At 68.8% G+C, this 13753-nt stretch carries 14 protein-coding genes and 1 pseudogene; 4 read left to right on the top strand and 11 right to left on the bottom strand.

The genetic code is table 11. From position 1 onward, the window contains the following. Positions 1–9 precede the first annotated feature (9 nt). Both NO878_RS09950 and NO878_RS09955 read left to right on the top strand, forming a co-directional pair. Positions 10–198 (top strand): DUF7554 family protein, encoded by a 189-nt coding sequence (locus NO878_RS09950; protein WP_256405835.1) that lies wholly within the window; start codon positions 10–12, stop codon positions 196–198. A 1-nt stretch (position 199) separates the two neighbouring features. Next, a complete protein-coding gene (locus NO878_RS09955) occupies positions 200–709 on the top strand; it encodes a 2'-5' RNA ligase family protein (protein WP_256405836.1) in 510 nt (169 codons plus the stop codon). Between the two features lie 46 nt (positions 710–755). Here the strand turns inward: NO878_RS09955 and NO878_RS09960 are convergent, their stop codons facing one another. The 6 genes and pseudogenes from NO878_RS09960 to NO878_RS09985 all read right to left on the bottom strand — a co-directional run bounded on the left by NO878_RS09960 (position 756) and on the right by NO878_RS09985 (position 7854). After that, a complete protein-coding gene (locus tag NO878_RS09960) occupies positions 756–1112 on the bottom strand; it encodes a hypothetical protein (RefSeq protein WP_256405837.1) in 357 nt (118 codons plus the stop codon). 76 nt (positions 1113–1188) lie between these two features. Continuing rightward, positions 1189–2547 carry a cytochrome P450 gene (locus tag NO878_RS09965; RefSeq protein ID WP_256405838.1) on the bottom strand — a complete coding sequence of 453 codons (1359 nt, stop codon included), beginning with the start codon at positions 2545–2547 and terminating at the stop codon, positions 1189–1191. A gap of 38 nt (positions 2548–2585) precedes the next feature. Next, complete coding sequence (locus tag NO878_RS09970; RefSeq protein ID WP_256405839.1) at positions 2586–3200, bottom strand: hypothetical protein; 615 nt, start codon at positions 3198–3200, stop codon at positions 2586–2588. A gap of 42 nt (positions 3201–3242) precedes the next feature. Beyond that, positions 3243–5405 carry an ATP-dependent DNA helicase gene (locus NO878_RS09975; RefSeq protein WP_343218058.1) on the bottom strand — a complete coding sequence of 721 codons (2163 nt, stop codon included), beginning with the start codon at positions 5403–5405 and terminating at the stop codon, positions 3243–3245. Positions 5406–5487: 82 nt separating this feature from the next. Continuing rightward, positions 5488–6822 (bottom strand): annotated as a pseudogene (locus tag NO878_RS09980) (putative PEP-binding protein); the annotation flags it as partial. Between the two features lie 39 nt (positions 6823–6861). After that, complete coding sequence (locus tag NO878_RS09985) at positions 6862–7854, bottom strand: type II glyceraldehyde-3-phosphate dehydrogenase (protein ID WP_256405840.1); 993 nt, start codon at positions 7852–7854, stop codon at positions 6862–6864. A 119-nt stretch (positions 7855–7973) separates the two neighbouring features. Here NO878_RS09985 and NO878_RS09990 point away from each other — a divergent pair, with 119 nt between their 5' ends. Continuing rightward, complete coding sequence (locus NO878_RS09990; RefSeq protein WP_256405841.1) at positions 7974–8183, top strand: hypothetical protein; 210 nt, start codon at positions 7974–7976, stop codon at positions 8181–8183. A gap of 128 nt (positions 8184–8311) precedes the next feature. After that, on the top strand, positions 8312–8563 hold the full coding sequence (locus tag NO878_RS09995; protein WP_256405842.1) for a hypothetical protein: 252 nt from the start codon (positions 8312–8314) through the stop codon (positions 8561–8563). Between the two features lies 1 nt (position 8564). On the opposite strand, the gene NO878_RS10000 is transcribed toward NO878_RS09995, so the two are convergent. From NO878_RS10000 to NO878_RS10020, 5 genes are read right to left on the bottom strand one after another with little or no spacing between them, the layout of a single operon-like run. Continuing rightward, positions 8565–9392, bottom strand: coding sequence for a methyltransferase domain-containing protein (locus tag NO878_RS10000; RefSeq protein ID WP_256405843.1), 828 nt, complete (start codon positions 9390–9392; stop codon positions 8565–8567). Continuing rightward, on the bottom strand, positions 9392–9769 hold the full coding sequence (locus NO878_RS10005; RefSeq protein WP_256405844.1) for a 6-pyruvoyl trahydropterin synthase family protein: 378 nt from the start codon (positions 9767–9769) through the stop codon (positions 9392–9394). The genes NO878_RS10000 and NO878_RS10005 overlap by 1 nt, the downstream gene beginning before the upstream one ends. 37 nt (positions 9770–9806) lie before the next feature. Continuing rightward, positions 9807–10886 (bottom strand): zinc-dependent alcohol dehydrogenase, encoded by a 1080-nt coding sequence (locus tag NO878_RS10010; RefSeq protein ID WP_256405845.1) that lies wholly within the window; start codon positions 10884–10886, stop codon positions 9807–9809. Positions 10887–10916: 30 nt separating this feature from the next. Then, the gene (locus NO878_RS10015) at positions 10917–11759 is read right to left on the bottom strand and encodes a CDP-alcohol phosphatidyltransferase family protein (RefSeq protein ID WP_256405846.1); all 843 of its coding nucleotides are present in this window, start codon (positions 11757–11759) and stop codon (positions 10917–10919) included. Further along, positions 11756–13741 carry an aldo/keto reductase gene (locus NO878_RS10020; protein ID WP_256405847.1) on the bottom strand — a complete coding sequence of 662 codons (1986 nt, stop codon included), beginning with the start codon at positions 13739–13741 and terminating at the stop codon, positions 11756–11758. Before NO878_RS10020 ends, NO878_RS10015 begins: the two co-directional genes overlap by 4 nt. Positions 13742–13753 lie beyond the last annotated feature (12 nt).

A 13753-nucleotide genomic window follows, 5' to 3' on the forward strand; every position in this document is an offset into this window, starting at 1 on the left:
GACTCGGGCATGAATCGTGCGCTACTCGACGTCGAGGACCTGCTCAAACTCGTCCTCGTCCTCGTCCTCGTCTGGCTCGTCCTCAGGGTGATCGGCGAGGCGTTCGACATCTTCTTCGGCTTGCTCGGCTTCCTTCCCGACCTGCTCGGCCTCGTCGTCGTGGTCCTGATCGTCCTCTGGCTCCTCGACCGCATCTGACGTGTACAGCCTCAACGTCCCCGTTCCCGGCGCTGTCGAGCGTCTGGCGAACGATCTCCACCCGAAACTGACGGGGTTCGACCAGGTCCGCGACCGCCACGCCGTCGTCTGCAAGCGGTTCGCGGCCGCGGAGGACGAGTACCACCGCCTGCGCGAACGCCTCCGCTCGTCGCTCTCGCCGACGCCCGCGTTCGAGGCGACGGTGACGGGTATCGACGCCTTCGAGACGCCGACCCACGGCCTCGGTCCCGTGGTCTACCTCGCCGTCGAGAGTCCGGGACTCTACGACCTTCATCGGCGCTTAGTCGACACCTTCGGCGCCGTTGACGACGAGTTGGAGGGACCGGCCTACGTCCCCCACGTCACCCTCGCCCGCGACGGCCCGCCCGAGGCCGTCGACCGACTGTTGGCGACGGATATCGACCCCGTCACGTGGACGGTCCCGGAACTCCACCTCTGGAGTCGTGCCCGGCGGGCGACGGCGTGGCGTGTCTCGTTGCCCCAGCCCTGAGCGAACGGCCGATTCTGTCGGCTTACGCGCCACTATCCGGGCGGGCCTAAGGTGGCGCCCCCGTCGACTTCCGGGCCCGCTGGACGAGATAGAGTCCGGCGACGTAGTGCGTCATCGGGTTCAGAAACGCCACGCTGCCGAGCAGCGAGACGACTACCCCGCCTGCGGCCCAGACTCGCGGGTTCGGACGCCAGGGGCCGTCGGCCGCCCGAACCGCCCCAGTCAGCCGGTACAGCGCGTAGTAAAACACCGGCGTGAGCAGGAGTAACGCGCCGCCGAACAGCACCCACCCGCTCGCCGGGCCAACGGTGAACCGCTCGCCCGAGAGCACGCCAGCGAGCGACCAGACGACGTTGAGCGTGGCGATACCGACGACCGTCCGTCGCCACCGGCGTCGTTCCATATTTCCGGTAGCTCTCCGACGGTGATAAACCCACGCGGCGATGCCGGCCCGCGAACGGGTGACGGCGTCGGGGTCGCTACCCGCCGTCCGCTCGCTCTCGCACCCGCATCGGCATCCCGTTCTCGGGGTGCATGGTCAGCGATCCCCGGAGGTCGAACGGCTCGTCCCGGCCGTAGTCGAGTCGGTACTCTTGGCCGATGACGGCGAGGATGATCTTCGCCTCCAGGAGCGAGAACTGCTTGCCGATACAGGCCCGTGGCCCGCCGCCGAACGGGAAGTGCGCGAATCGCGGGCGGTCGGCCCGCCGCTCCCGGGTCCAGCGGTCGGGGTCGAACTGATCGGGCTCCGTCCACCACCGTGGCGAGCGGTGGACCGCCCACTGTGGCAGCATGATCGCGGCGCCTTCGGGCACCCGGTAGCCCCCGAGTTTCACGTCCACCACGGGCTCCCGGAACATCACGTAGACCGGCGGATACAGGCGCATTGTCTCCTGAAGCACCCGATTCAGATAGGTCAGATTCCGGGTGTCCGCGAACGTCGGCGGGCCGTCGAGGACGTCGTCGAGTTCCGCGTGGACCTGCCGCTCTGCGTCGGGGTTCTCCGAGAGCAGGTAGCAGGCGTAGGTAAGGGTCAGCGCCGTCGTGTCGTGGCCCGCGAGCAGCATCGTCACCACTTCGTCGCGGAGCTGTTCGTCGCCTTGCTCGCCGCGCTTCTGGGCCCGCAGGAGGATCGAAAGCAGGTCCATCGGCGGGTCGTCGTCGTCCTCGTGGCCCTCGGTGCCGCGGCGCTCGGCGATTACGTCGGCGACCACGTCCTCCAGGCGCTGGACCGCGGCCTCGTACTCGCGGTTCTCCTGGGTGGGTAGCCAGTCGGGTGTGACGAACCGAATCGGGTCAGGCTCGAACCGCGCACCCAGTGGTTCGAGGTTCTCTTGGATCGTCCGCACCCGCTCCTCGCCGAGGTCGACCCCCAGCATGGCGTTGGCGATGATCCGCACCGTCAGGCGCGCCATCTCCAGTTCGAGGTCCAGTTCGTCGCCCGCCGACCACGACTCCACGGCTTCGACCGCGTCTTGGGTCATCACGTCCGCGATGTCGGCGATCCGTGACATGTTGAACGCGGGATTGGCGAGGTCACGTTGCTTCTCCCACCGGTCGCCCTCGCTCAGCAGGAGTCCGTCGCCGAGGAGGCGGCCGAGCGCGTCGTCCTGGAACGCCGGCTTCCGGTACTTCTCGTGGTCGCCGACCAGCACCCGTTCGATGTCGTCCGGGTTCGTCGCGATGTAGGTTTCCATCGGTCCGAGGTCGGCAGCCACCACGTCGCCGTAGGCCGACTCACACGCCGACAGGAACTCGAATGGGTCCCGGGCGTACTGTCTACTGTTACCGAAGACGGGCTCTCCACGGGGACCAGGTGGCCGTGACTGCTGACGCATCGGACTCTGTTAGGCGGGGATCGACATAAGCGCGTGGCCTAGCCGTCGCGTTCGGCGACGAACCAGAAGTCGTACGGCCGGTCCTCGCCCCGGTACGATTCGAGCGAGAGGGTCACGCGGTACGGTCCCGCAGGCTCGCCGTCCACCACCGCGGCGCGCTCGTCGACCCGCACATCGTCGACTGCGGTGCCGTTTCGGTAGGTCACCGTCACGTTCGTGACCACGAGGGCGTGGCCGGCGTCGAACCGGCCGGGCGCAGTGAGTCGCGCGAGCGACCGGTCACCGTCGAGGTCGGTCAGGTCGAGGGTCACCGTCGCCGACCGGTGACATTCGCCGTCCGGTGGCGCGATGGGCGTCACCGTCGGCTTGAACGGCCCGGCGAACGTCTCCCGCCAGCACGGGCCTGCGTCCGCGCTCCGTTCGACGAAGACCACCTGCAGTGTCGCGGTCACCGATCCGATGTCGTCGGGGACCGAGCCGGCCTGTACGACGTACTCGACGCCGACTGGGGCTGGCGTCGCTGTCTCCACTGTCGTTGGCGCTTCCGCTGTCGCGTCGGTCGATGTCGTCGCCGTCGTCGACACACCGGGTGCGCTCACACACCCGGCCAGTGCGACGACGAGTGCGACGAGTAGGGGGACCAGTCGTCGCATATCCGACACCAGCGGTTCGCTCACAAAATCGTTTGCGGACGGTCACGGCGTCGGCGGGTCGCCCTCGTAGGCGTCGAGGTCGGCGAAGAAGTTCAGGAGCGCGAACTCGAGTTTCTCGGGGGCGACGTCGATGAGTTCGTCCCGTTCCTCCGGCGGGAACGAGTCGCGGACGCCGTATTTCCCCATGTCCCGGCCGGCGCGCGTGTAGCGCTTATCGAGGAGGACCCGCACCCCGTAGTCGTCGGGCGAGCGGATGACCCGCCCGAGCGCCTGTCTGGTCTTGCGGATCGTTGGAATCTCGACGGCGTAACGCCATCCCGCGTCGAGTCGGTCGTCGTAGACCCGGTCGTAGGCAGCCTGCACCGCCTCCAGGCGCTCCGAGAGGTTCGGATACGGAACGCCGACGACGACCACCGCGCGGGCGTCGTCGCCGTCGAAGCTCACCCCCTCGCCCAGGGTCCCCCACAGCGACGTAAACAGGGCCGCATCGTCGTCGTCGACGAACCGTTGGCGGAGGGTTTCCGTGGGCGTCCCCGCCTCGTCGAGGTAGGTGTTCGACGCGCCGAGCAGGTCGTGATACCGCTCGGCCTCGGCGTAAGACGGGAAAAAGCAGAGCGTGTTTCCGGGTGTCATCCGGATCACGTCCGCGAGTGCCTCCGCGACGGTCGCTTGGGTCTCTGGGTCCTCCCGGTCGCTGGCGAACAGCGCTGGCCCCTCGACGGCGAAGGTCCGTCGGCGGTCCTCGGGGTACGCCAGGCCGTAGGTGAGCGTCGCCGGGTCCGACAGGCCGAGGACGTCCGCGAGTACGTCAAAGGGGCGGAGCGTCGCGCTCATCAGCACGCTCGCGGCCACCTCGTCGAACAGTCCTTCGGTCACCTCTCGTGGGATCGCGGTGTAGAGCTCCGCCCGCCCGTACACCTCGTCGGTGCCCGCGTCGCGACGAACCGCGGCCATCGGATGCCGGCCGAGGTCGCTCCCCTCTGACATCCAGTCGGCGACGAACCCGGCCGCTTGGAGGGTCGGCGACTCCTGGCGGGTCGTCGTCTCGCCGCGTCGGTAGGCCTCCTCGTAGGCTTCGTCGAGCGCCTCGCCCACCTGCAAGGCGAGGTCGACCTCGGCGCCGATCCCGCTCCCCTCGTAGGCGTCAAGAAAGGCGAGCGTGAGGTCGTTCCGACGGTCGTCGTTGGCGATGTCGAGGTCGTGCCAGTTCTCGCCGACCTGTTCGCGCTCGCCGAACCCCAGAGCGTCATCGACGGCCGTCTCCAGCCCCGTCAGAAACGCCTCGATCACGTTGCGTGCGCGGCCGGCCCGCGAGTCGTCGGCCTCGTCGAGTTCGGCCAGCGCGCCCTCCAGCGTTCGCGCCGAGAGCGTCCGCGTCGCGTGGTCTCGGGCCGCCGACTCGACGTTGTGTGCCTCGTCGAAAACGGTGACGACCTCCGAGGGATCGCGGCCCAGCCACCGGAAGAAGTGCTCGCGGATGGTCGGATCGAGCAGATGGTGGTAGTTACATACCGCGAGGTCGACCCCCTCCATCCCCTCCTTGAGGAGTTCGTACCCACAGAGTCCGCGTTCGTCGGCGTAGGCGTAGATTTCCTCGGGCGTGCGAACGTCGTCGAACAGCCACCCCTCGAACTCCTCGGTGTCCCGCGTCAGGTTCGCGCGGTAGTGCTCACAGACGTTCGCCGACTCCAACTCCTCGATATCCTCCTCGACGGCTTCGAGTTCGTCGACAACCGCTGCCCGGGCCTCCGCGGCTTCCTCCTCCCCGGCGCGTACGTCGTCCAAGAGCGCCTCGCTTCGCTTGGCGAGGTCCTGGCGGTCCGCCTCCGCCTCGACCAGCGACCGCGTGGTCTCCTTGAGGCTCCGACACTCCTCGTAGCCGACGTCGAGGTGGCACATCGAGGCCTTGCCCTTGAATACGACCGCCCGGATCGGCTCCTCGCCCGCGATGGCGCGGGCGTCCTCGACGAACTGGCGCATCTGCTGGTGGACGTTCGTCGTGATGACCACCGTTCGGTCTTCCGCACGGGCGTGTGCGAGTGCGGGCACCAGCGCCGACAGCGTCTTGCCGGTGCCGGGGGCGCCCTCTAGCAACACGTCCTGGCCGCGGGCCAGCGAGTTGGCGATGCGGTCCATCGCCTCGCGCTGGTTCGGGTACGGCGACTCGTACGGAAAGAACCGCTCGTGTCCCGCCGTGTCTGCCACGGTTCGGGCTTGCGCGTGCCGGGATTAAAACCCTCGGTGACCCCCGCCACGAGCCGTTCGGCGCGAAACGAGGACGCCGGTGTCAGTCGATCCGCGGTTCGACGTCGTCGAGGCTCTCGCGGGCGGCATCGAGCAGGAGCTTCCGCTCGGCGCGGGCGACCACCCGGCGCACCTCGTCCACGGCGTCGATGTTCGAGGACAGCGAACTGATCCCCTTCTCGACGAGGAACTTCGCCATGTCCGGATGTGATCCCGACTGGCCCGTGATGGTGGTGTCGACGTCGTGTTCGTTGCACGCCTCGATGACCTCCGCCATCGCCTCTAGGATGGTCGGATGGAAGTCGTCGAAGCGATCCGCCACCATCGCGTTGTTGCGGTCGACTGCGAGCATGAACTGGACGATATCGTTCGTCCCGAGCGCGACGAAGTCGATCCCTTCCTCGATGATCTCGTCGATGGCACGGATACTGGCCGGCGTCTCGATCATCGCGCCCCAGTCGTGTTCCTCGCGGTCGATGCCCACCTCGTCCATCAACTCTCGTGCCCGCCGCACGTCCTCGGCGTCGTTGGGCAGCGGGAACATGACCTCGACGTTGTCGTAGCCCATGTCGTGCAGGCGCTTGAACGCCCGCAGTTCGAGTTTGACCATCTCTGGCTCCTTGAGACTCCGGCGGATGCCCCGGTAGCCGAGCATCGGGTTGTGTTCATGGGGTTCGTCCTCACCGCCTTCCAACTCCGCGAGTTCGTCCGTCGGCGCGTCGAGCGTCCGGGCGCGGACCGGCCGCGGGTAGAAGGCGTCCGCAACCTTCCGGATCTCCTCGGAGATTTCCTCGACAAAGGCGTCCTCGCCGTGGTCCGCGACGTACTTCTCGGGGGTTTTGCTCGTCGAGAGCAGGATATGCTCCAGTCGGAGTAGGCCGACGCCGTCGGCGCCCGTATCCGCGGCGCGCTGGGCCGCGTCGGGAATCGAGACGTTCACCTTCACCTCAGTCGCCGTCGTGGGCGCCCCGCCCGCCGTCGGGTCGGGGCTCTCGCCCGCCGGATCGGCGTCCGCGACGGCCTCCTCAGCCGTTGACGCCGCGTCCGCGTCCGGAACCACGACGGTCCCCTTCTGGCCGTCGAGCGTGATCCGCTGGCCGTCGGCTAGGACCGCCGTCGCCTCGCCACAGCCCACGATGGCCGGGACGCCGAGTTCGCGGGAGACGATGGCCGCGTGGGAGGTCATCCCTCCCTCGTCGGTGACGATGCCCGCGGAGCGTTTCATCGCCGGGACCATGTCGGGGGCGGTCATCTCCGTGACGATCACATCCCCCTCGTCGATCCGGTCGGCTTCGTCGATGTCCTCGACGATTCGCACCGGCCCCGTCGCGACCCCGGGGCTCGATCCGTAGCCGCTGACCAGTTCTGTCCCCGGTTCCTGCGTCTCGTCGACCGCTTCGGTCTCGTTTGCCGTCATTTAGATGTCGCCGATCTCCATCACGTCGTTCGTCAGTTCGATGCTCTCTGCCGCGTCGGCCTCGCCCATCATCGCGCGGATGGCGTCCACGTTCTCCGGCACCACGTCGCTCTCGCGGTGGATCGACTGGAACAGGTGAAGCTGTGACCCATCCATGGTGATGGAGTCCTCGAAGATCTGGTTCTCGTAGAGGTTCATCCGGTCGCGGCCACGGTCGAGGGCGAACTCCTGGAGTTCCCACCCCGAGTCGACGCCGAGGTCGCCGTCGACGACGTGAATCCGCGACTGCGAGGCCAACAGATCGCGAACCGCCGCGGCGCTCGGCGTCTCGCCGAGTTCCACGTTGATCCCGTGGAAGTGGTGGCGTACCGTCGGCACCTTCATCCCCATCGTCGTGACCGGGCCCATGTCCGGGATGACCTCGAGGGCATCCGGGCCGTGGTGGGACGGCAGGGTCACGGGATCGGCCGAGATGACGGCGTGTTCGCCCCGGCAGCGGACCAGCGTGATGCTCGCCCGTTCGACGCCGTACTCCTCGTGGAGCGGTGCGAACATCCGGTTCAGGCCCGTCGTGTTACAGGAGACGATCCGGACGTAGTCCTTGTCGGTGGCCTCGGAGTAGTTGGCGCGAGCGGTGAAACTCGCCTCGGCCACGTCTGCCTCCTCGCCGCCCTGGAACAGGGCGGGCGTGTCGTACTCCTCGTAGATCGGACGGTACTCGGCACCCATCCCGGCCGGCGTCGCGTCGGCGACGATGTCGCTCGCTTCGATGAGGTCCTCGACGTCGCCGGCGACGGCCATCCCCACCTCGTCCCACCGGTCCTCGCGACCCTCGGGCACGTAGATGTCGTACCCGCGGTCGGCGGCCGCGTCCGCCGTGTGGTTCGGACTCGCCTTCCCGATGCCGACCAACTCCATGTCGGGCATCGCATCCACTGCGTCAGCAACCCGCTTGCCGATGGTACCGTACCCGTTGACGCCTACGCGAATCATACGCTCCGTTGGCTACACCCGCATATAGTGTCGACGTATCTCGCAGGTTTTGCATTAACTTTCGTGCTTAACCTTGGGGGACTCCCATCTCAGATGTCGACGCTCGACGACGCTTCACCATGGCCAATCCGAAACAACAGGTCTCCAGTCGCGGTATCCGCGTCCTCGGAGTCTTCGTCCTCGCGTATCTGCTGGTCGGCTCGTATCTGTACTTCTACCTGGACCTTCCGACGCTCGCCTACGTCGCCTACGGGGTCCTCAGTTGGGCCGGCGGAATGTTCCTATTCTACCGACTCCACACCAACTTCATGGCCGACTTCGATCCGTAGTCGCCCATTCTATCACGGACGTTCATTTACTTCCTCGGCAGAATTCCTCAGGAACGAACGTTTTAATCACGGTTGATAATTACCTCGGTAAGTATATTTGGGTCCAATCATAAATTGCTAGGAGAACAATGGCCGCCGTCTCAGACTCCCACGACGAACAATTTGGTCCCGCGTCCGGGGGACGGACCCCCGACGCACAGGTAGTACTTGGGACCGTAATGCTCGCGACGGTTCTCGCCGTCGCCGCCGCTGGCTACATTTTCGACGCGACCGCCGCGGCCCAAACGGCTGTGGTGATGCTCCCGCTTCTGGTCGCCACCTCCCTTCGCACCTCGCTCGCCGACCATTCGGCGTACGTCTCGCTCGCTCGGCGCCGCTGAACTACTGCTCAGGGCGATAGAGCACGTCGTACCCGTGGGCAACGTAGGTCAAGCTTCCCGCTTCTAGCTGCCGACGCCGACTCGTCAGCCACGACTCCGCCGCCGGCACCTCGCCCTCGGCGGCGTCCGCGACGAACGAGAGGATTCGTTCGAGGAAGTACCGCTCGTCGGCCGGGTAGCTGCCGTCTCGTGGGTGGACCACCCAGTCCGACGCCCCGGCCGCCAGTAGGTCTCCGTCGCGTGCCCGACAGCGGTCGAGCAGGTGCCGGCCCGCCCGTGTGTCCCGTCCCGGTTCGTCGTCGATGGCTTGGTGGTACGCGTCGATCACGGCATCGTCGGCCGGGTGGTCGGGCTGAAACATCGTCACGCCGTCGAAGGTGATCGGAGCGTACACCAATCCGTCGGGGCCAAGTGCGGCCGCAAAGGCGTCGAGCGCCGCCTCGACCGGCACCAGATCCACGAACGCTCCCGCAACCACGAGATCAGCCCGCTCGTCGTCGAACGCCGTCAGCGCGTCGCCCGCCTCGAACCGCCCCGTCAGGTCGCCGACGCGGAACCCGGCGTCGGTGCGCTCGGCGTCGAGTTCGGCCGTCCGGAGGGCCTGGGCGCGTTCGACGATTCCCGGATCGCTGTCGACGCCGCGGTACGACCCCGCACGCACCCCCCAGTCGAGGAGTCGGGGGACCGTAACGCCCGTGCCGGCTCCCGCCTCCAACACCCGCGGGGCTGTCGGGAGTTCCGCGAGGAGGCGGTCCCGGACCCGCCGGTCGAACGCCCGTTCGTCGACCGTCCGTTTCGCCTCCAGATACCGCTCGTCGGCGTGGTCCATCAGAGCGCTCGCTCGTGGCTGGCCCACGCGTCCTCGTCTTCCCACATCCGGACGGTCAGGCCAGTCGGCGTCCCCGTCGGGACGGCTTCGACGAACCGGTCGCCGAAGACCCGTGCGAAGCGCTCGACGCTCGGGTTCGCGTCGGCGAACTCCGGCAGGTCGTTCAAGAGTGCGTCGCGGTACCGAGATTCGAGTTCGTCGAGCGCCGCGTCGACGGCGTCGATGTCGACAAGATAGCCGTACTCGTTCAGGTCGGGGCCGGCAAACTGCACCGCCACCTCGAAGTGGTGGCTGTGGACCTCGCCCTCGGGGCCGGGGTCGGGGACCGTGAGGAAGTGTTGGGCCACGAAGTCCCGCGACACGGAGAGCCGATACATACCTAGCGGTGGGTCGCGAGCGTCTTATGCGCTGGGCCTACTCGAAGGTGAGCAACACCTGCAGCGCGTTCTCGGGGCCGTCGTCGAGCAACTGGTACGCCTCCGTGGCGTTCTCGACGCCGATTCGGTGGGTGATGAGACGCTCGGTCGGCAGTTCGCGGAGTCGATCCCACGCCGTCTCCATCCGGCGCTCCTTCGTCCACCGGCCGCGGAGTTCGGGCGCGAGCGTGCTCACCTGGCTCGACGACACGTCGATCCGGTTGCGGTGGAAAAACCCCCCGAGATCCGTCTCGGCGCGCTTGCGCCCGTACCACGAGCCGACGATAATCCGGCCGTCGTAACCCACGGCGTCGACGGCGTCGTCGAGCGTCTCGGGCGACCCCGAGAGTTCGTACACCAGGTCGGCACCCGCAGGGTCGCCCCGCTCACCGACCTGCGCTGCCGCGTCGGGCCGGAGCGTCTCGTCGGCGCCCAGGTTCGCGGCCATCTCGCGGCGCTCCGGGACGGGTTCGACCACCGTCAGTCGCTCCAGCGGGAACGCCGAGAGGACGTGTGTCGTCACGAGACCAACCATCCCGGCGCCGAAGACGACGACCCGTTCGCCCACACGGGGGTTGCTGTCCATGCACAGCGTCGTCGCCGTCTCGGCGGTCGGCAGGAGCGCCGCCGTCTCCGTCGAGACGTCCTCGGGGACGGTCACGAGGTCCGCCGGCGACGCCGCGAAGTGACTCTCGTGGGGGTTGAACGCGAAGACACGGCGGCCGCGCCACGCCTCGTCGACGTCCGCCCCCGTCGCCACCACGTCGCCGACGGTGGCGTAGCCGTATTTCAGCGGGTACGTCAGATCGTCACCCAGTGCGTCGATGGTCGCGTCGGCGGCCAAGTCACGCGGCATCTCCCCTCGGTAGATCAGGAGTTCGGTGCCCGAACTCACCGCCGCGACGCGTGCTTCGACGAGTACCTCGTCGGCCTCTGGTTCGGTCACCGGTTCGTGTTCGACGCTGACCGTTCGGGGCCCGGTGAAGTACAGCGCCCGCCCGGTCGCGGGGACGGCCGTCTCCGACTCGTCCGCGTCCTCGACACTCCCTGTCACGCCCTCCTTAACCACGCTGCTCACTTCATACTGCCGCCCGTCCCGACGGAGGCTCTAGGCCCCGAGTCGGCCCGTGACGACCAGATAGTCCCGGCCGAACGTCGCGAGCGACGGCACGACAGCGATCAGCGCCGCCGCGTGGACCGTTACCGCCGGGAAGAGTGGCGTTAGCGCAACCGCGATGAACGCCATCTGCAGCGCCGCCAGCGGCCGCCGGACCCGGCTCTCGGGCAGGTCGCCGACGGGACGCCCCCGCCACCGACGCCACGTCGTCGCCGCGCGGTACACGTAGCGCGCGGCCGACAGCGCGAGGTAGGCGACGGGGAGTCGGCCCCAGGCGACGCCCACCAGCGGCGCGACCAGGAACCCGAGCGTATCGAAGGCGTGATCGAGTTTCGTCCCGAGCGGCGTCGTTCGGTCGGTCCTCCGCGCGAGGCGGCCGTCGGCGAAATCGAGGGCGACCCCGGCGCCGTAACAGAGGGCGGGTGCCCAGCGAATCGCGGCGGGCGGCGCGCCGACTCCTGTGACCCCGAGGACGCCCGCCACCGACGACGGCGGGACGGCCAGAAACCCTGCCGTCGCGGCGTACAGCACCCCCCGAATCGTCGTCACGAGGTTCGGCGGCGCGGCGGCCGCGGCCAGTCGGTTGGCGTCGACGTGGTAGGCGAGAAAGCCGACCACGTAACACAGCACCACCCCCGTCACGAGCGTCCAGCGGTTCGCGACACGCGGGGTCGTCGCCGCGGCGACGACCGCCCGGCCACCGGCCGCGACGCCCGCGGCGGCGACGGCGGTTCCCGCCACCGCCGCGATTCCACGCCGCCGTCGGCGGACGGTCCCGCCGCCTTCGCCCCCTCCGGCTCTGCACCCGCCAGCCCCGCTTTCACTGTCGCTCATCGCTCGAACGTGGGGTCTTCGAGCGCCGCGAACCGCTCGCGACCCTCCGGCGGCAGACGGTATCCCGCCGCGGCGAGGTTCTCGACCACGTGGTCGGAGTCGGTGCTGGACGGGATGGGAACCACGCCGTCCCCAACGTGCCACGCCAAGACGGCCGTCGCGGGCGACACGCCCATCTCGGCGGCCACGTCCGTCACCACTGGGTCGTCGAGGAGGCCCGGCACCGAGAGCGGCGAGTGGGCGATCACCCGGATTCCACGCTCGTGACACCACGCCACCAGGTCGTCGCGCGGCCGATACGGATGACGGGCCACCTGGACGACCGCTGGGGGGACGCGAGCGAACTCGACGAGGTCCGCGAGCGTCGACAGGTCGACGTTACAGATCCCGAGGGTCGCCGCCAGCCCCCGGTCGTACACCGCCTCCATCCGCCGCCAGGTCGATTCGAGGCTCACGTCCACCCGGTCACGCTCGCCGTCCGCTGTCTCGGGGAAGGTGAGCGCCTCCTGTTTCTCGACCGGCAGTTCGGCGAGACGACGGAGTGGCCCGGTGTACGCCCACGACTCCGGCCAGTGGATCATGTAACAATCGAGGGTATCGAGACCGAGGTCGGCGAGTGTCGTCTCGCAGGCTTCCGCAACGTGGCCGTGGTTGGTGTTCCATACCTTGCTCACGACGAAGAGGGCCTCGCGGTCCGGACTCCCCGGGGCGGCGATGATCTCGCCGATCCGGGCCTCGTTGCCGTAGAGTTCCGCGGCGTCGAGGAGACGATAGCCCGCGTCCAGCGCCCGCTCGATGGACGCCCGGCGGTCGACGTAGGTGTCGTCACGGTAGCGCGAACAGCCGAACCCGACGGGTGGCAGGCGGAGCGCGGCGGTTGGGGGGGTCGGTGGGGCCGTGCCGCCGGTCTCGTCACCACCGACGCTCCACACCACCGGCCGGCGGGCGGCGTCGTCCACGACGCTCCCGTCGACAGCCACCGACTCGCCGAGATCAGACGCCCGCTCGATGGCATTACAGATCCCGACGACGTGAGCGGCCCGTCGCGCGGTCGAGCGGTCCGGACGCCCCTGGCGAACGCTCGCCGCGAGTCGCTCCGGCCCGGCCAGGTATCGCGTCCGCTGTGGCGGCGTCGTGAGTGGGTTCGGGGTGTACGCCCGCCCAACACGGCCCACCGAGACGGGGGTGTGGTCGTCGCCGCCGAGTCCTCCCGCGTCAGCGAGATATAGCGACCCGTCGTCGCCGTGGCATTCGAGGCTATAGAACTCCCGGCTCCGGTGGGGCGCATAGAGGCTCGCGGTGAGGCGGACGAGCGGGCCGTCCGCGAACGCGACTGTCGCCTCGACGTGGCTCGGGCGCTCCGGCGCGCGCGATTCGCGGTCGGGCCAGGGGTCGATGGCGTCCGCGACCCGCACCCGGCGCGCCGGGCCGAACCACGACACGAGAAGGCTCAGGGGGTACACCGCGCCGTCGTACAGCGGGCCGACTTGGAGGAAGGAGTCGGGAGCGTCGTGCCACTCAGTCACCCGGCCGACGTGGGCGTGGGCGTAGGCCAGACGCACCGGACCGAGTCGCCCGTCGTCGAGCGCCCGGCGGGCGAGCCGCTGCCCCTCACAGCCCGGGGTGAGCGGCGCACAGCCGAGCGCGCGGTCGTGCCGGGCCGCGAACGCGACGAGGTCGCGCGCCCGTTCGGCGCCCAGCGCGAGGGGCTTCTCGCTCCAGACGTGTCGCCCCGCGCGAAGCGCCCGCTCGGTCACCGCGGCGTGAGCGCCGTGGCTGGTCAGATTCACCACGAGCGGCGCGTCTGTGGTGTCGAGGAGAGTGTCGAGATCGGTGTACGCTGTCGCGTCGGTGGCGGCCGCGAACGACGCCGCCCGGTCGGCGTCGAGATCACACACTGCGACCGGCGAGAGCGGCGACGAGTCGAGGTCGGCGGCGTACTTCTCCGCCACGGCCCCGCAGCCCACGAACGCACACTCCATACCCCTCGGCGG

It is taken from the genome of Haloplanus ruber (assembly GCF_024494725.1).
GTDB classification, from domain to species: domain Archaea; phylum Halobacteriota; class Halobacteria; order Halobacteriales; family Haloferacaceae; genus Haloplanus; species Haloplanus ruber.

Excerpts from the sequence above, each read along its gene's own strand:
- NO878_RS09965 (WP_256405838.1), bottom strand. The coding sequence starts at position 2,547 with ATGCGTCAGCAGTCACGGCCACCTGGTCCCCGTGGAGAGCCCGTCTTC.
- NO878_RS10000 (WP_256405843.1), bottom strand. The coding sequence starts at position 9,392 with ATGGACCACGCCGACGAGCGGTATCTGGAGGCGAAACGGACGGTCGAC.
- NO878_RS10005 (WP_256405844.1), bottom strand. The coding sequence starts at position 9,769 with ATGTATCGGCTCTCCGTGTCGCGGGACTTCGTGGCCCAACACTTCCTC.
- NO878_RS09990 (WP_256405841.1), top strand. The coding sequence starts at position 7,974 with ATGGCCAATCCGAAACAACAGGTCTCCAGTCGCGGTATCCGCGTCCTC.
- NO878_RS09995 (WP_256405842.1), top strand. The coding sequence starts at position 8,312 with ATGGCCGCCGTCTCAGACTCCCACGACGAACAATTTGGTCCCGCGTCC.
- NO878_RS09985 (WP_256405840.1), bottom strand. The coding sequence starts at position 7,854 with ATGATTCGCGTAGGCGTCAACGGGTACGGTACCATCGGCAAGCGGGTT.
- NO878_RS09950 (WP_256405835.1), top strand. The coding sequence starts at position 10 with ATGAATCGTGCGCTACTCGACGTCGAGGACCTGCTCAAACTCGTCCTC.
- NO878_RS09970 (WP_256405839.1), bottom strand. The coding sequence starts at position 3,200 with ATGCGACGACTGGTCCCCCTACTCGTCGCACTCGTCGTCGCACTGGCC.
- NO878_RS10015 (WP_256405846.1), bottom strand. The coding sequence starts at position 11,759 with ATGAGCGACAGTGAAAGCGGGGCTGGCGGGTGCAGAGCCGGAGGGGGC.
- NO878_RS09960 (WP_256405837.1), bottom strand. The coding sequence starts at position 1,112 with ATGGAACGACGCCGGTGGCGACGGACGGTCGTCGGTATCGCCACGCTC.
- NO878_RS10020 (WP_256405847.1), bottom strand. The coding sequence starts at position 13,741 with ATGGAGTGTGCGTTCGTGGGCTGCGGGGCCGTGGCGGAGAAGTACGCC.